Consider the following 16,765-nt stretch of genomic DNA (forward strand, 5'->3'; position numbering starts at 1 on the left):
AATACTGATAATTGACACAAAAATATTTCTCGCCTTTTCTAAACATTCCCCCAATCTTTATCAATCACGCCCACAGCTTTTTCGAGCTTGCTCTTTTAGCCCCGATTTTTATTGTTTCAACGAGCGTTTGTACAACCGGATATGGATTAAAATCGCATTCATCCCTCCATCTCTAGAGGTGGGTGTCTCCTTAGTGAATCAAGATAAAATTTGCTTATATATGAAAGCTTTATCGTGAAAAATTTCCTTTTGCATTTACGAATGGTATCAAAAAGATTTATAATGAAAGGAAAGTTTTTTTGCAGGAGCGAATGATATGAATACGAATATTTCTGATATTGCCAAAAGTTACGAGGATTTTATTCGCAATCAAATGGCTCAAATAAGTTTAGATCTTCACACAACAAACACTGAAGATGATGAATTGGTGAGACGTGCTGCATTTTTGGCTCGTCATAACTATGTGAAAATTAGTACTTATAGTGAAGAACGTAACGTCATCTCATTCGTAGTTCAAGATGCAACACCGACGAGCGTAACCCTTCATATAAACACAAGCGATCTAACTTGTGATTGTCCAAAAGAACATTGGTGCCGTCATAAGTTAGCAGCCTTGTTTGTTCTATATCAATATATTGATTCCTTATCCACATGGCTTGAGGGATTTCGTGCAAAAAAGATGGTGCAGATGAACTTTTTAAAAGATGAGCGATCTCCTGAATCTTGGCTGCGACTTGTGCAAAATATTTATAAAGCAAATTTATACAATCAACCTGTGTTGAATCCTTATCTTGTAGAGAGCATTTTCTCTGATATGCAAAGGCAGGTTTTCCAACATACTCCATTCGAACATGAGTGGCAAAACTTGTATAAGTTATTTACCCATATGGCATTATTATCTCATGCTTGGAAACATTTGACACCAACGAATGAGTCTTATAGAACCTATTACAATCAATTTATCGAACATGAAGCGGAAAAAGTGAAGGAACATATTCGATTGACTTCTTCAAAGTCCCGTCTTTTTGCTACAGATCCTTTCTATGATACATTACAAAAAATTGTTAATTATTTTCTGTTACATCAAACGGGTTATTTTGAACAACGTTTATATATTTATACTTTTTTCTGGGAGTCTATGTTCAACGAAAAATCTCGACGTCAATCGGAACTAGCTTTGATCGAAAATGATCGCCATATTGCAGATGATGTTAAATTGGAAAGTATTGAATCTATGTTCTTAATCATGTTGAAAAAATACGATGAACTTAAGCATAAACTTGCAGGGATTAACGAAGCAGATATGCTTGTCTGGATGGATTTGGCACGGTTTGCAGATCGCAATGAGGATGATCAGGCACTTTCAATGATTGTACGCGCAATGCTTCCTTGTTTAAATTCGTTCATCAATACCTGGTTATCAACTCGGTATCGCTCAGCATTTGTCAACGCTTTCAATAAATTATGTTCAAAAGTCCATCTTAATGACCAAGAAGCTGAAGTTTTATTTTCTGCCTCTGGTATGTACGGTATGCAACCCTATTCTCTATTTTTAATAGAACGTGGTCGTTACACAGAGTGGGCAGCACTTCATCATCGTTTTCCTTCATCATTAGCCTATTTAGAACTGTGTGGTTTAAAAACTGTATTTGAAAAAAAACCAGATGCTCTTTTACCTTTATATCACGCTCTTGCTATGTCCGAATTAAATCAAAAATCGCGGCAACATTATAAACAAGCTGTACGTGTTTGGAAAAAGATGAAAACTGCTGCAAAAAAAAGTGGAAAAACGGAATTTTGGAATCATTACGTTGATCAGACTCGTCAACAATATAAACGCCTTCGTGCATTACAAGAAGAAATTGAGAAAGGAAACTTGAAGCTATGACAATGAATGCAAATGTACCGGATACCTTCTTGAAAACCATCCAACTTAGCATAGAAACTGAAACAGGACAATCCTTCACTTTGCAAGCACACGAGCAAAATGGCACACCTATACTTGTGACAGAATGGCTTTCCTTTCTTTTTTTCCAATATGAACCCGCTTTTTATGGGCTTACTGCAAACCATTCATCTTTTCATGTTACTCTTTCACCACTTGAAATGGTGGAGTTATTTTCCGAAGAGCAAAAGCATCCATTTATTACTTATGTCGGAATCGATGAAAATGCGAGCCATTGGCTAGAAGCTGCTTTTCATTCTTCTACCTATTGGTATAGCAAAGATTTATGGCAACATATCCAAATCGACAATGATGCTTTTATACTAGATCTACCAATTGATGAACTAACGGAAAAGCTACTTCAAATGGCACTTATTCAAAAGTTGCTGGAAGCAGGACTGACTATTCATGATATACCACCATTGCTTCCATTTTTCCGTAATGGCGGTTGGCCTATTCAGTCAAAAATCGTAGATGATGAAATCTATGTGGGCTTGCGCTTACGTGAGCCTGCAGAAGATCAAGATGAATGGTTTCTTGAAACAGTGGTTCGCAATAAGAAAAGCTCTACTTATTGGACACCCCCTATGCGAAAACGCAAGCTTCCAATTGACTATGCATTGCCGGAAAAATGGAAACATCATGTTGAAGGCATCAAACAATTACAACAACAGATTATCGAATTATTGCATACAAGTGATTACATGGAGGACACAGATCCAAACTATTTTCTTTCATTACATTTGAAAGACCCTGATGTCCGTGAATTTTTGCGTACAGATTTCGTTCGTTTGCAAGCTCTTGGTTTTGAAATTGTACTTCCTGCATGGCTCAAAAATATAAAGGACTCTCGTATCAAGGTCCGTGCCAGTGCAGGTACTGCATCAAATTATAAATCTGCGGCAGGTTTACAAGAAATTTTAACATTTGACTGGAAATTATCCTTAAATGGTCAAGACATATCGATCGAAGAATTTCAGCAAATGGTCAATGATAGTCGCGAATTTATCCGTGCTGGTACGGAATGGGTAAAAGTAGATGCAGCTTGGATGCAGGAAATTCGACAATTGATGGACAAAGCAGAAAATGAAAATTGGACGATTCGAGATTTGTTATTCCAAGAGTTACCGGAAGAACTCACCGCTCCAATTGAAGAGGAAAATGATGAGGATCGTGACGACCCTTTCTTCCAATTCGAAATGCAAAAATCTTTACGGGATTACGTACAAACATTGGTTGATAAGAAAGGAATGCCTGCCATAAAGGTTTCTGATCACCTAAAGGCCTCTTTGCGTCCTTATCAGCAAGAAGGCTTTGAATGGCTCGTCTTCATGCGTGGACAAAGCTTCGGTGCTTGCCTTGCTGATGATATGGGGCTTGGGAAAACGGTCCAGCTTATTTCTTACTTACTACATGTATATGATGCTGAAATAGATGCACCACCTACTCTAATCATTTGCCCTACATCTGTACTGGGAAACTGGCAAAAAGAATTGGAACGTTTTGCTCCATCCTTGAAAGTGTATCTGCACTATGGATCGAACCGTCTAAAGGATGAAAATTTTGATGCCTATCTTCATAAAGAAAAGCCTCAAGTGGTTTTATCTACTTATGGCACTATTACACAAGATATTGACATGCTCGAACATCGGAGTTGGACAAATATTACGCTTGATGAGGCCCAAAATATTAAAAATATGCATACCAAACAATCAAAAGCCATTAGACGATTACATGGGAAGCATCATATTGCCTTAACAGGGACACCTGTTGAAAATCGTTTATCTGAGCTCTGGGCTATTTTTGACTTTATCTACAGAGGTTATCTTGGTAGCTTTTCCCGCTTCCAAGAGGAATTCATCGCACCGATTGAACGTGATGACTCGGAAAATCATAAGATACGATTAAGAAAAAAAATTCAGCCATTTTTATTGCGCCGTACAAAACAAAATCCAGCCCTTATGTTGAATCTACCGGATAAACTTGAACAACGGGAATATTGTCCACTTACTGAAGAACAAGCCGTTCTGTATGAAAGTTTTATACAAGAAACTTTGCAAAAGCTGAAAACATTATCTGGTTTTGAACGAAAAGGTCTTATATTGAAAATGTTGAGCAAGTTGAAACAGCTTTGTAATCATCCAGCTCTCTATTTAAAAGAGCCATTTGAAGGCGCTGAGGAGATGCTGAAACGTTCGGAAAAACTAGATCGGATTGTGACACTTGCTGCCGATATTGCCAACAATCAGGAACAATGCTTAATCTTCACGCAGTATATTGGAATGGGGCATCTATTGCAACATTGCTTCTCTGAGCTTTACGATATTGATGCACCATTCTTGACAGGCAGTATGCCAAAACAACAGCGTGATTATTTCGTTGAATCCTTTCAAAAAGGTGAGTTTCCTATTTTCATCTTATCCTTAAAAGCAGGAGGAACAGGTTTAAACTTAACTGCTGCAAACCATGTGCTTCATGCCGATCGTTGGTGGAATCCAGCGGTAGAAAACCAAGCTACGGACCGCGCATATCGTATTGGTCAAACTCAATTTGTGCATGTTCATAAATTCATCACAACAGGAACTATAGAAGAAAAAATCGATACACTGCTTTCTGAAAAACAAGCATTATCAGAAGAATTGATTCAATCCAGTCAATGGATTACAGAACTAAAAGATGAAGAAATCATAGATTTACTTTCATTTAGTTTTTAGAACTCATTGAGTTGGCTGGATATTGATTTTTCTTCATAAATGGTCGTTGTGAATAAGACTTAAATTTTTCCTTTCGTGGATACAGTTTGATTTTCCGTGGATTGAATGAAGATTTTCATGGATTGGATATAATTTTTCGTGGATTAGACGTCATTTCCCGTGGATAAAGGAAAATTTCATAGATTCTTTTCTTTGCAACCTAAAAAAAGTCCTAAAGAATGAAAAATTCTTTAGGACACTTCTTTAAATTTAATTGTTATGTACAGATAAAGCCATACTAATGATGGCTTCATCCGCTGTCTTCCCCATAGACAGTAAAAAACACCTTTTCCCATTCAACTTTTATATAGTATATCCCCATATACTTTTATTGTCATTTTTAACCTTTTACTAATGGATTCGTTATGTATGTGTTATGCATAACGAATTTTTGTTATTTAGACAGCCATTTTGAATTGTTCCAGTGGATGATAACTGGTTAGATTTTATTTGGATCAATTCATCAAACCCATTGGTGCGGTCTTTTCAATAGGACCGGCTGTCATCACATAAGCCTCACTTTTTCTCATCACGAAAAAACTTTATCTTATTGGCAACCCTTGTACTTCTTCTTTTGGTAATGCAAAGCCTGCAGGTATTTCTTGCGTTTGTCCAGAATTATTCTGCGAAGTTGGCTGCTTTGATCCATTTGAATTGTTATGTTTTTGAATTGCCTTATTCTCACGTTCTTTTAATACTAAGAAACGAACATCTTCTACAACTACCTCGATAACAAATATTCTTTTTCCATCCTCACGCTCATAAGATCTTGTTTGCAGTCGGCCACCAACCCCAATTAATGAGCCTTTCCCGCAATACTTTACTACATTTGTAGCGAGCTTTCCCCAAACAGAACAGGGTATGAAATCAGCATCAATCTCTCCATTTGAATTTTTATAATTTCGATTGATGGCAAGGATAAAATTTGTTTGCACCCTCCCTTCCGATAATTGCCGTAATTCTGGATCTTTTGTAATTCTTCCTACAAGAGCAACCTGATTCAAGCGATCACCTCCTCTCCTTTGAAGTATCCCTATCATAGGAAAATTACAAGTTTTGTGCAAAATCATGAAATAGCGATTTTATATTGATTTTTGAATACGAAATTGCATTTTGAAAATGCCTAATTTTGAACAAATCACGTCATTTCTTGTTTTCTTAATTTTCAAAAAGCATGCGAAATATTATTTTAGCTGATTTTTTATATGATATAATTAATTTACGAAATTCGTCGAAAGATAGGTGATCCCGTTCAGTGAAGACATTTAAAATGTTATCGTTGGAACTATTGAAAGATGAAAAATTACAATCATATCCATTAACCGATGGAATTATTATCAATCAAGAAAATAGCCATAAGTCTTGGATTTTAGAAATGTATATGGATCGACAATATGCCGCTGATTTTGCCCCATATTTAGGTACTGATACTATAATAAATGTCCGTGCCGTTATTTCTTATCCAGATAATGAACCTGCGCTTTTTCGTGTTGTTGTTCAAGACATTGTAGAAATGCCAGATCATGAGCATGTTTCAGTTTTATTAAAAGGAACGTTAGATTCAGGACGACGACAATATGCTGAACAATTACTTTTAGAACTTGTTGAAAAAGGTTTAACAGGTGATGATCTACTCGAAAAATTCAAATCGGATATGCGTGCTAGACCTCGATTGAGAAATTCCACAAAGTAAAACTTCTTTCAGGGAGTTTTCTTCATTCTCTAATGGGAATTAGTTGAGCTTACTTTACTGAGAGTTGCTTTTTCACCGATCCTCTGTTTTTTTGGGGGTCTTGATACGTGAAATTACAGCTTTATGTGGGATAAAGTGAAACTCCATCAGTGGGTGTTTTCTTCATCCCCCTCTGAACTAGAGGAACTCAGGTTAAAAGCGCCTCGGCAACACCTGAGGGACCAACATCCTGCCCGCCCGAACCAATCGAACTTTTACGGGCAATTGTTCCCATCTATCTTTCTTGTTTCTCTCTACATCTTGAGATGGGGTCTTATTGCCCGTTAAAGCGGGATAAACGTGAATAACTAAAAAACTTGGCACACCCTTTTTAATAAGGATATGCCAAGTTGCTATTATTTGTTGTCATCTTTTTCATGATGAACATCGTAACCATTTGAAGCTTTATCATCAACAATGGTTCGATCTTCAACAACAGTATCATTATCTGGTGTAACATCATTGACGCCACGTTTAACATCTTCTGTTACATCATTGACGCCTTTTTCAATGTCATTTACACCCTCATTAATACCTCGTTCAACTGGATGATTGACGCTGTCGTTTACGCCATCTTCAGTTATACCATCGTCATCGTTTACCCCTTCGTTAACACCTCTGTTAACATCCTCCATAGGTGTTTCGGTACGAGTATCCTCGACTGCTTTATTGTTACATCCAACCAATAAGAGTCCAGAAAAAAGTAAGATTGCAGCTGACTGCTTCCACATTTTTTTGTTTTCCTCCTTCCACCATTTTTAAACCACTACACACTGTGTGCGATTCAAAAATAGCATGCGCGAAAAAAATGAAACTATCCTTGAGATTAAAAAATGATTTTGGCTTGTTTGGGGATAATAAAATGAAATACCAGGCGTGTTGATTATCCAATTTAATCCATAAAAATAAGGGGATTCGTTGATTTCCGCTCCGGCTTACTCGCTTTCCTGCGGGCGAATGCTGGGGGCAACAGGATGTTGGTCACGGAGTCGTTGCCACAGGACGTGGCGCCCTTAGACTCCGTTCCTTAATCACTACGCTGTGGGGTCTCATCTATTCGCTTTTCCCGCGGGAGTCGAGCAAGCCTCCGCTCCAATCTATATAAATAATCCTAAAAATACAGGGTTTTTCAAAATTACGCTAAACGAGTATTTCTAATTTTTGTAAAATCAACACATGTGATGAAATACATCATTTTTTGACCTTCCCCTTACCAAGGTTGTATCTTTTTTAAATCGTGTTCTTTTGTAGGATTTTCCATCAATAAAAAGCGACAACAGCATTATTAAACAAGATCTAAAATGAAAAACCACTTCAGACTAGTATGTCCGAAATGGTTTGTTTTAAAGATTTATTTGTCTTCGTTTTGTTGAGCTGGTCCAATAGCAAACAGAATATCGGCTTCACTGACAAGCTCGCCATCTACTGTTACTTTCCCATGACCTTTGCCCATTACTCCACGAAGTTTTGTGAATTCAACTTCAATTTGGAGTTGATCTCCAGGGATTACTTGACGTTTGAAACGTGCATGATCAACACCTGTCAAAAATGCTAAATGACCTTGAAATTTTTCCGATTTCAAGAGCGCTACACCACCAACTTGCGCCATTGCTTCAATAATTAGTACACCCGGCATGACTGGATAACCAGGAAAATGACCGGTGAAGAATGGTTCATTGATAGAAACGTTTTTTATCCCTACAGCTCGTTTACCTTCTTCTATTTCAGTAATACGATCTACTAAAAGAAAAGGATAACGATGCGGTAATATTTTTTGAATTTGATCTGCAGTTAGCATGTTCTTCCTCCTACTGCTTATATGGATTATTTGCCATTCATAATATCAAACACATGTTGCCATGTTGATGGATTGAAAACAGCTAGAGGCTTGCCATTTCCAATTATGCTATACCCAACCATAGAGCCAGTAATCGCGACAACGACAAGTAAAACAACAACAATGATAAGCTTAAAACCGATTGAAAATATTCCTGTTGTCATCCAATTTCTTCCTACACGTTCATTTACTACTTTTCTATTCTGCTTGGCTTCTTGGCGAGTACGTGGTGAAGATTGGTTTTCAGTTTTCTTTTCTGTTGAATTATTTGCCATTACTTGTTCTCCTCTATAAACAATTACTTATCTTACTCCGTTAACGAGCCCCATCATTTGATCAGCCATTGTGATCGTTCGTGCATTGAATTGATAGGAGCGTTGTGTATTGATAAGCTCTGTCATTTCTTTTGAAATATCCACATTAGACATTTCAAGACCACCATTTTGCATGGCTACTTGGTTTCGATTTGCACCTTGCAAGTTTTGTAAAACATCGGCTTGTGCAACACCAAGTTGATTGAAATTATCAGGTAATCCAATGTACGTATCCGAGATGTGCTCCATTAGCTGAGGTTTTTTAACCTGCGTGACACCCATTTGAATGTTAGCACTCGTATTATCATTATACCGAACATTTAGCGTTCCGTCTGCTGTAACAGCAAAGTCTTTCGCATTATCTTTTAATACAATAGCATTACCATTGGCATCTGCAACTGGATAACCATCTCCATTGACTAGCATTACATTACCATTATTTAATGGGGAAAGATAAAAATTACCTTGTCTTGTATAAACCGTTTTTGTACCATTATTATCATCCGGCATTAATATATTAAAATATTGTTTTTCTTTTGTAAAAGTGAAATCGAGTGAACGATTCGTTTGTTGAATGCCACCCTGTTTTGAGTTCATTTGTGCTTGTGCCAGACGAGCACCAACCCCGATTCGGATACCAACTGGTGATTGACGTTTTGTTTTATCTTGTTTATCATTTTTAAATTCTTGGTACAGTAACTCACCAAACTTAGCTTCTTTCGCTTTGAATCCATGTGTATTACTATTTGCCATATTATTACCAATGGTATCTAATTGCTGTTGTAGCTGGGACATTGTATTTGCTGCTGAAACCATAGTACGTATCATTCAGTATACCTCCTAAGTAACCTTAAAATACTTCAATCAAAAAGCCTTGACATAATTACCTTTCCATTTAAAATTGCCTTTGCCTTTCAGAAGCTATGACAACTGCTGAAAGGACTATACCTTTCCAACTTCATTTACAGCTTTGTCCATGCTTCTATCATATGCTTGAAGTATTTTCTGATTTGCTTCGAAAGCTCTATAAGCTGTCATCATATCTGTCATCGTACGGGCTGCATCAACATTTGAACGTTCTATGAAGCCTTGTTTTAATGAAAAACTTACGTTATTTACATTATAAGCTGATGGTAATGGTTGCTCGTCACTTGTATAAAATAAACCCGTATCACGTTTTGCCAATGTATCTGGATTTGCTGAATAAGATACACCTAGACGTGCTACTCGTTGACCATTCTCTGTAATATAACCATCTTCTGTAATTTGAAAATCATCACTTTGTAAAGTAATCTTTTCACCTTGGTCTGACAGCACATAATACCCCTGTGCATTTACTAAATTACCTGCTGCGTCCAATGTAAAATTCCCGTTACGAGTATACGCTTCTCCACCAGTAGGATCTTGTAAACGATAGAAGATCGCGCCTGGCTTTCCTGTTGCATTATTAACAGGCAGATTGCCATCTATTAAGGCTACATCTGTAGGTAATTCTGTTTCTGTAATTTGCCCTTGGGAGTAATCAGGTAATGTCTCTTGCATATAAACACCTGTCCCAACCGCCCCGATTTGTTTTGATGAGCTACCTTCAAAGCCGTTTTCCACATTTGCAGGTCCACTTTTTGTAATACGTGATAAGAGCATTTCTGGAAACGAGCGAATCGTCGATTGGTCTGCTTTATAGCCGGGAGTATTCGCATTTGCAATGTTGTTTGATAAAAGTTCTGTACGACGTTGTTGAGCGATCATACCCGAAGCAACTGTATAAAAACCACGAAACATCGATTTCACCCTTTCAATAAAAATAAAATTTAAAAAGCAAGCGTTCGTTTATATAACAATACTAATTTAATAGGTGTGTTGATTGATAGTCTATATGTATTCGCAAAGATAGAGATGATTGGCTGATTTCCACTACAGATTGCTCGCTTTTCCCACAGGACATTGAATGGACTTTACTAAGCGGGCACCCTACGAAGGAAATGCGCATACGTTTCCAAGGACTCAAGTAAATCCTCCACTCCGATCAATATGCATGGAACTATACAGGGGATTTTCTAATATTACGCCTCATATAATCATCCTAGTTTTTTCCTGATCAACACGTCTGTTCATTTAAAATCTTTGTCTATATAGGTCCTTTTATATTATTTCGGCTATTTTTTTCGATGTTTTGGTGCTTTATCAATATTTTCTAAAATAAGGCCTGTTCCTTCCGCTACACAGTTCATAGGATTTTCTGCGATAAATACAGGTACTTTCAATTCTTCTGTTAATAAATGATCTAAACCATGCAATAATGCTCCGCCACCTGTGACCATCACACCGCGATCAATAATATCTGCTGATAGCTCTGGTGGTGTTTTTTCAAGTACGTTCTTGGCAGATTGAACAATCAGAGCCACTGATTCATGTAATGCCTTTTCGATCTCATTTGAGTGAATTTCAATTGTTCGAGGCAACCCTGTAACGAGATCACGTCCACGAATTTCCATACTTTCATCTCGACCTTCAGGATAAACTGTCCCAATAGAAATTTTAATATTTTCTGCAGTACGTTCACCGATCAATAACTTGTAATTCTTTTTGATGTATTGCAAAATATCATTATCAAATAAATCCCCGGCTACTTTGATGGATTCAGATGTTACAATATCCCCCATTGATAACACCGCAACATCGGTAGTACCTCCACCAATATCGATGACCATGTTCCCACTTGGTTGGAAAATCTCCATTCCAGCACCAATTGCCGCTACTTTTGGTTCTTCTTCTAAAAAAACATTTCGACCGCCTGATTTTTCAGCAGCTTCACGGATCGCTTTTTGTTCAACACTGGTAATATTTGTAGGACAGCAGATTAATATACGCGGTTTAGACATAAAACCCGAAATATTTAATTTATTAATAAAATACCTTAACATTGATTCTGTTACATCAAAATCAGCAATAACTCCATCCTTTAATGGACGAATCGCAATAATGTTTCCGGGTGTTCTACCGACCATTCTACGAGCTTCTTCACCAATAGCTAGCACTTTTTTTGTATCTTTGTCAATCGCTACAACAGATGGTTCATTTAGGACAATCCCTTTTCCTCTTAAATGAATGAGTACATTTGCTGTTCCTAAATCGATCCCTATATCTTTAGAAAACATGTATTTTCCCCTTTCTTTGTGTATCAATATCTGCCTATAGTAATGAATATGTATCTAGAATATTTTAACATAGCACTGAGTTAATTACATCTAATATTTCTTTAATTTGTAGGCAATTTTGTATATATCGTAAGAATTTTCACATAATATTTTTCTATATCAATTTTTAACAAAATGGAATGGATATGGAAAACAAAATCGTGTTAGCAATCTTCTTTTAAAATAAAAGATAGAAAAAGACACCCGCTAATCAATCTGCGAAGGTGTCTTTTTTTCTGTATTGCGTGAAAGCCATTTCTGGCGTGTCGCTTCTCCACCACGAATATGCCGGATGGATTTGTGGTAAGCCAAAATTTCGCTTACCTCTTTCGCTAATTCCTCGTTTACCTGTGACAATCTTTCAGTGAGATCCTTATGAATCGTGCTCTTGGAATATCCAGTTTTTTGAGCTAAAGCTCTCACAGTCTGTTGCGACTCTTTAAGCATTAAACCAAGTTTTAGACATCGATTGCGAATATGTTCGTGCACATTCTCTTCCTTTCCACAATGTACGAACGTTTCTTCACCTTATGTCTAAAACCTTGTGCTTAGAACCTAGACAGCCGAATTATCTAAAATGCAAGTAAACTTTTTGGATTGATGTGTTTACCTTCTTGCATTACTTCAAAATAAAGATGTGTACCAGCATTTGGATTGTATTCATTGGATATCGCTTTACCAAGCACTTGCCCTTGATCTACTTTATCGCCTTTTTTAACTGCAATATCACCAACAGAACTGTATTTAGTGGTCATACCGTTAGAATGGGATATTGTAATTTCATTTCCAACAAATGCATCATCTTTTACTTCTTCTACTGTTCCACTAAGAGCAGCAAGTACGTCGAAGCCTTCACCGTTAACTGAAATAGCAATACCTTCACTAGTCGTAAAGGTTTGGTTAAATACCAACAATGCACCTTCTCTAGACTGTTCGTTTGCTTCAACATCATAGTAGTCCTGGATTACCTTTGCATCTTTTAAAAGTGCTTCTTTGAACGGATACTTCACGGACTCGGCAGTTGCGTTTGTTTCTACTGTTGGACTTTCGTTATTATCATTAGTAGCTGTCAATTGGCTAGTCCCTGTCTCTTTAGGAGAGTTCGTTAATGCTGAATAACCCCAAACACCTGCAACTAAAAGAATGGAAAAGCTTGCATAGATTACTGGCCAAAACCAGCGTTGTTTTGTAACATTTGTTTTTTGTGGAGTAGGTTTTTGCTTATTATCCTCTCTCATTTTCATCACCTCATTTGCTATTGTTGTCAATAGCTTGAGAGTTTAAACATAGAGAAGAAGATTTTTTTAGTTTTTCTATTTTTACGTGTTGATAGAAATGTTGCAAGATCTCTTTTGCAGTGGCCCCCTTTTCTGCAAGTGCCTTGGCACCGTATTGACTCATCCCTACACCATGACCATAACCCGTCGTTTTGACCTGAATAATTTTCTTTTCAGCATTCCATTTAATCGTAAAATCTGTAGAAGCCAACTGAAGCTTTTCACGTACTTCTCTACCAGACCATTTAAAATCTCCTGATTTAATGGTTTCAACTCTTCCTGAATTATTATGAGAGATTTGGATATTTTGTATTTGCGCTTTTGTCCATTGCTGTTGGAAAGCTGTATTCCATTGTTGTAGCGTAAAATTGTAATTAGTTTCATATCTTGGAGATTCTTTTTCAGTAGTTGGAACTGTGACAGATTGTAGATAAGGAATGGAATGACCACTATAACTTTTCGCACTTTCAGTTTGGCCGTTACTAGTCGAAAAGAACATAGCCGTAATCAACTCATCTTGATAAACTAATACTTGTCTCTTTGTTGCTTGTACAGCTTTTCGAATTTTCTTTTCATTTTTTTCAAAGTTTTTTCCCCAATCTTTCTTTCTTTGTGCTTCGTCAGCAAAAGCCTGAGCTGAGACATTTGGCTCTATCGAATTTTCGCCTAAATTCGTTCGTTTTAAGGCGAATGTGCGTGAAGCAATAGTTTGTGCCTTTAATGCTTCTAAATCAAAGGAAACAGGCATTTCTGCAGCTACAACCCCAACGAGATACTCTTCCAGTGAGTATGCCTTTTTTTCTCCTTGTATTTGTATTTGGATATTGCATTCTTCGTCCTTTACTGTATTTTCCTCTCTCTGTCCCTTTGCCACAGTACCAGAGGTCGGAATTGACACATACTCCTTGTCCATCGCAAAAAAAGTGGGCAATATGAATAAGATAGCTATAAAAATTAGAATATAGAGGTGTATTTTTTTCATATTCAAAGGTATGCTATCGGAATGTTTTTTATGATTGGTTTCTTTCAATTTTATCGTAAAAAATTTTTATGCTTTTTGAATATAAAAACCCACTGCAAACATAAGTATGTAGTGGGTTCGATCAAACGATTGGATTGTATAAACCTCCATAACGACTAATTTGGTTGAAGCTCTTTTTCGAATACTTCTTCAGATGAGACACGTTCAATATCCGCACCTAGAGCGGCCAGCTTTTTGTGGAAATCGACATATCCTCTATCTAAATGTTTTAGTTCAGAAACACATGTAATGCCTTCTGCAACTAATCCTGCAAGAATCAATGCGGCTGCTGCCCGTAAATCGGTTGCAGCTACTTCTGCGCCTTGTAGCTTGCATGGACCATCGATAATAACGGAGCGTCCATCAATTTTTACATTCGCATTCATTCGACGGAACTCTTCGACATGCATAAATCGATTTTCAAAAACGGTTTCTGTAATAACGCTTGCTCCCTGTGCTACAAGCATCAAAGCCATAATTTGTGATTGCATATCTGTTGGAAATCCGGGATGTGGCATTGTCTTTACATCTACTGCCTTTAAAGGATGTGTTGCACAAATACGTAAACCTGCTACTTCTTCCTCGATTTCAACACCCATTTCTCGCATTTTGGCGATAAGTGCTGTCATATGTTCAGGCACTGCATTTTCGATTAAGACATCTCCACCAGTAATAGCAGCAGCTACCATAAATGTTCCAGCTTCAATTCGATCAGGAATAATTGAATGTGTTGTACCATATAATTTCTCAACACCTTCGATACGAATGGTATCTGTACCAGCACCAACTACTTTTCCGCCCATTTCATTGATGAAATTAGCTAGATCCACTATTTCAGGTTCTTTTGCGGCATTTTCAATAATTGTTGTACCTTCTGCCAGCGCTGCCCCTGTAAGAATATTTTCAGTGGCACCTACGCTAGGAAAATCAAGGTAAATTTTAGCACCTTTTAAACGTCCTTCTGTTGAGGCTTCGACATAACCATGTCCTGTAGAAATTTTTGCCCCCATTAATTCAAAGCCCTTTAAATGTATATCAATTGGTCGAGAGCCAATAGCACATCCACCAGGCATTGCAACCCTTGCATAACCGTTACGCGCCAAAAGTGGCCCCATTACTAAAATAGATGCACGCATTTTACGCACATATTCAAATTGTGCTTCAGATGATATTTGGTTAGATGCATCGATTTCAACAGTATTTTCTTCGCTTGAGAATGTGAGGTGTACATTCAAACTTTTTAAGACCTCATCAATTGTATAAACATCTGCCAAGTTCGGCACGTTTTTAATGATATTTTTTCCTTCAGATGCTAATAATGATGCTGCAAGAACAGGTAGAACTGCATTCTTTGCTCCTTCTACTTTTACAATTCCGTGTAAAACCTTGCCGCCTTTTACAACAATTTTCTCCACAATATGTCCCTCCGAACTTAATCTAAATAACTCTCTCTTATATTTCAGCTCATAAAATTCTTTTTTTAGTTGATCAATGTCAATAATTAGTAACAAAACAACTTACATAATACCTGTTTTTCATGTTGTTGACAAGAACCGATTACACTATTTTAAATTTCTACGAATAAATAACTATAGTAATACTATATTACGTTAAAATGCTAGAAGTGTGTTAGTAAATTTCTGTTTCTCTTCGTTATGAAGAAACACAATTCTTGAGAAAATTAAACAAGTTTCACCAAAATATTTCCTGGGCAATGGTTATGCTATATGCAAAAGAAATAATATAAACACATAATGTGTTTAAAAACGCACATACCCTTATTGTAATATAAAATTTACCAAAGTGCTGATTAATTTTGTTAATGTTTGTACAATAAGTTTGTGCCGTTATTTCTTTTGCATACAGCATATATTTAATTGAATAAATATGGTAATTGTCTTGACCATGTTGAAATATCAATGAAAAAATTGGATACAGTTGATCCAATCGCGATACTTAATAAAATAAGTAAAAGTTGAATTTGAAAAACATGATTTTTTTTAAAAACCTTTTCATACATGAGTGCTTGTAATGCATAAAATGTTATAGCGATAAAGAAAATATGTGAGCAGGTACTTACTAGAGCATTTTGTCCGATTCCAAATGATATTGATTCCATACTTTTCCCCCATTTTTTATTTAAAGGTTCTGTTTAGAAATACTGTTGTTTATCTGATTTTACTTAAGTAAATACTTTTTACTGATCAACCAAGACTTAACAGCCCTATTTTAAAAAGCGAGCAGAAATAAAATTCTGCTCGCTTTACAGTTAATCCACTACTTAGATGTTACCCTCTTTAACGTTGATACGATTCATCGCACGTTTTAAAGCTAGTTCTGCACGTTTGAAATCAATGTCATCTTGTTTACTTTGAAGTCGTTGTTCAGCACGTTTAACTGCTTCTTTTGCTCGAGCAATGTCGATATTATCGGCAAGTTCTGCAGAAGGAGTTAAAATAGTAACTTTATCGGGACGAATCTCAACAAAGCCACCACTTACTGATACGACTTCCGTGTTATTGTCTTTTTTTAGACGAACAGCACTAACTACTAAAGGAGCAACTGTTGGAATATGTCCAGGCAGAATACCCATTTCACCAGTTACAGTTTTTACGATAACCATGCTAACTTCTGAATCGTATACTGGGCCGTCGGGAGTGACAATGTTGACTACAGTCGTCTTCATATT

Annotated in this window: 16 protein-coding genes; 3 read left to right on the plus strand and 13 right to left on the minus strand. The window is 36.8% G+C overall.

The window, feature by feature from the left end:
* Window positions 1-316: 316 nt before the first annotated feature.
* Together FEU33_RS14200 and FEU33_RS14205 are read left to right on the plus strand one after the other, a co-directional pair.
* Window positions 317-1,888 carry a hypothetical protein gene (locus tag FEU33_RS14200; protein WP_146550139.1) on the plus strand — a complete coding sequence of 524 codons (1,572 nt, stop codon included), beginning with the start codon at window positions 317-319 and terminating at the stop codon, window positions 1,886-1,888.
* Complete coding sequence (locus FEU33_RS14205) at window positions 1,885-4,659, plus strand: DEAD/DEAH box helicase (protein WP_243881200.1); 2,775 nt, start codon at window positions 1,885-1,887, stop codon at window positions 4,657-4,659. Before FEU33_RS14200 ends, FEU33_RS14205 begins: the two co-directional genes overlap by 4 nt.
* A 581-nt stretch (window positions 4,660-5,240) precedes the next feature.
* Here FEU33_RS14205 and FEU33_RS14210 read toward each other — a convergent pair.
* The gene (locus FEU33_RS14210; protein WP_146550140.1) at window positions 5,241-5,702 is read right to left on the minus strand and encodes a single-stranded DNA-binding protein; all 462 of its coding nucleotides are present in this window, start codon (window positions 5,700-5,702) and stop codon (window positions 5,241-5,243) included.
* A gap of 251 nt (window positions 5,703-5,953) precedes the next feature.
* Here FEU33_RS14210 and FEU33_RS14215 point away from each other — a divergent pair, with 251 nt between their 5' ends.
* The gene (locus tag FEU33_RS14215) at window positions 5,954-6,391 is read left to right on the plus strand and encodes a YwpF family protein (protein WP_146550141.1); all 438 of its coding nucleotides are present in this window, start codon (window positions 5,954-5,956) and stop codon (window positions 6,389-6,391) included.
* A 395-nt stretch (window positions 6,392-6,786) separates the two neighbouring features.
* On the opposite strand, the gene FEU33_RS14220 is transcribed toward FEU33_RS14215, so the two are convergent.
* The 12 genes from FEU33_RS14220 to FEU33_RS14275 all read right to left on the minus strand — a co-directional run bounded on the left by FEU33_RS14220 (window position 6,787) and on the right by FEU33_RS14275 (window position 16,762).
* Window positions 6,787-7,161, minus strand: a complete 375-nt coding sequence (locus FEU33_RS14220; RefSeq protein WP_146550142.1) for a hypothetical protein — start codon at window positions 7,159-7,161, stop codon at window positions 6,787-6,789.
* Between the two features lie 620 nt (window positions 7,162-7,781).
* Window positions 7,782-8,228 (minus strand): 3-hydroxyacyl-ACP dehydratase FabZ, encoded by a 447-nt coding sequence (gene fabZ, locus FEU33_RS14225; RefSeq protein WP_146550143.1) that lies wholly within the window; start codon window positions 8,226-8,228, stop codon window positions 7,782-7,784.
* Between the two features lie 26 nt (window positions 8,229-8,254).
* Window positions 8,255-8,542: a DNA-directed RNA polymerase subunit beta gene (locus FEU33_RS14230; RefSeq protein WP_146550144.1), complete on the minus strand. Its 288-nt coding sequence runs from the start codon at window positions 8,540-8,542 to the stop codon at window positions 8,255-8,257.
* Between the two features lie 27 nt (window positions 8,543-8,569).
* Entirely contained in the window at window positions 8,570-9,409 is an 840-nt protein-coding gene (locus FEU33_RS14235; RefSeq protein ID WP_146550145.1) for a flagellar hook-basal body protein, read from the minus strand.
* Window positions 9,410-9,523: 114 nt separating this feature from the next.
* Entirely contained in the window at window positions 9,524-10,363 is an 840-nt protein-coding gene (locus tag FEU33_RS14240) for a flagellar hook-basal body protein (protein ID WP_146550146.1), read from the minus strand.
* A gap of 374 nt (window positions 10,364-10,737) precedes the next feature.
* Window positions 10,738-11,739: a rod shape-determining protein gene (mreB, locus tag FEU33_RS14245; protein ID WP_146550147.1), complete on the minus strand. Its 1,002-nt coding sequence runs from the start codon at window positions 11,737-11,739 to the stop codon at window positions 10,738-10,740.
* Window positions 11,740-11,985: 246 nt separating this feature from the next.
* Window positions 11,986-12,267, minus strand: a complete 282-nt coding sequence (locus FEU33_RS14250) for a sporulation transcriptional regulator SpoIIID (protein WP_146550148.1) — start codon at window positions 12,265-12,267, stop codon at window positions 11,986-11,988.
* Window positions 12,268-12,350: 83 nt separating this feature from the next.
* Window positions 12,351-13,016: a M23 family metallopeptidase gene (locus tag FEU33_RS14255; protein WP_243881201.1), complete on the minus strand. Its 666-nt coding sequence runs from the start codon at window positions 13,014-13,016 to the stop codon at window positions 12,351-12,353.
* Between the two features lie 10 nt (window positions 13,017-13,026).
* Complete coding sequence (gene spoIID, locus FEU33_RS14260) at window positions 13,027-14,037, minus strand: stage II sporulation protein D (RefSeq protein ID WP_146550150.1); 1,011 nt, start codon at window positions 14,035-14,037, stop codon at window positions 13,027-13,029.
* 155 nt (window positions 14,038-14,192) lie between these two features.
* Window positions 14,193-15,491 (minus strand): UDP-N-acetylglucosamine 1-carboxyvinyltransferase, encoded by a 1,299-nt coding sequence (gene murA / locus FEU33_RS14265; RefSeq protein WP_146550151.1) that lies wholly within the window; start codon window positions 15,489-15,491, stop codon window positions 14,193-14,195.
* A gap of 458 nt (window positions 15,492-15,949) precedes the next feature.
* Window positions 15,950-16,195 carry a DUF1146 family protein gene (locus tag FEU33_RS14270; protein WP_146550152.1) on the minus strand — a complete coding sequence of 82 codons (246 nt, stop codon included), beginning with the start codon at window positions 16,193-16,195 and terminating at the stop codon, window positions 15,950-15,952.
* 162 nt (window positions 16,196-16,357) lie between these two features.
* Window positions 16,358-16,762 carry a F0F1 ATP synthase subunit epsilon gene (locus FEU33_RS14275; protein WP_146550153.1) on the minus strand — a complete coding sequence of 135 codons (405 nt, stop codon included), beginning with the start codon at window positions 16,760-16,762 and terminating at the stop codon, window positions 16,358-16,360.
* Window positions 16,763-16,765: the final 3 nt, after the last annotated feature.

It is taken from the genome of Rummeliibacillus suwonensis (genome assembly GCF_007896435.1).
Classification (GTDB): Bacteria; Bacillota; Bacilli; order Bacillales_A; family Planococcaceae; genus Rummeliibacillus; species Rummeliibacillus suwonensis.

Bases quoted from the DNA above. Each gene is read 5' to 3' on its own strand.
- spoIID (WP_146550150.1), bottom strand. From the start codon at position 14,037: ATGAAAAAAATACACCTCTATATTCTAATTTTTATAGCTATCTTATTC.
- FEU33_RS14220 (WP_146550142.1), bottom strand. From the start codon at position 7,161: ATGTGGAAGCAGTCAGCTGCAATCTTACTTTTTTCTGGACTCTTATTG.
- FEU33_RS14200 (WP_146550139.1), top strand. From the start codon at position 317: ATGAATACGAATATTTCTGATATTGCCAAAAGTTACGAGGATTTTATT.
- FEU33_RS14230 (WP_146550144.1), bottom strand. From the start codon at position 8,542: ATGGCAAATAATTCAACAGAAAAGAAAACTGAAAACCAATCTTCACCA.
- FEU33_RS14275 (WP_146550153.1), bottom strand. From the start codon at position 16,762: ATGAAGACGACTGTAGTCAACATTGTCACTCCCGACGGCCCAGTATAC.
- fabZ (WP_146550143.1), bottom strand. From the start codon at position 8,228: ATGCTAACTGCAGATCAAATTCAAAAAATATTACCGCATCGTTATCCT.
- FEU33_RS14205 (WP_243881200.1), top strand. From the start codon at position 1,885: ATGACAATGAATGCAAATGTACCGGATACCTTCTTGAAAACCATCCAA.
- mreB (WP_146550147.1), bottom strand. From the start codon at position 11,739: ATGTTTTCTAAAGATATAGGGATCGATTTAGGAACAGCAAATGTACTC.
- FEU33_RS14240 (WP_146550146.1), bottom strand. From the start codon at position 10,363: ATGTTTCGTGGTTTTTATACAGTTGCTTCGGGTATGATCGCTCAACAA.
- FEU33_RS14270 (WP_146550152.1), bottom strand. From the start codon at position 16,195: ATGGAATCAATATCATTTGGAATCGGACAAAATGCTCTAGTAAGTACC.
- FEU33_RS14235 (WP_146550145.1), bottom strand. From the start codon at position 9,409: ATGATACGTACTATGGTTTCAGCAGCAAATACAATGTCCCAGCTACAA.
- FEU33_RS14255 (WP_243881201.1), bottom strand. From the start codon at position 13,016: ATGAGAGAGGATAATAAGCAAAAACCTACTCCACAAAAAACAAATGTT.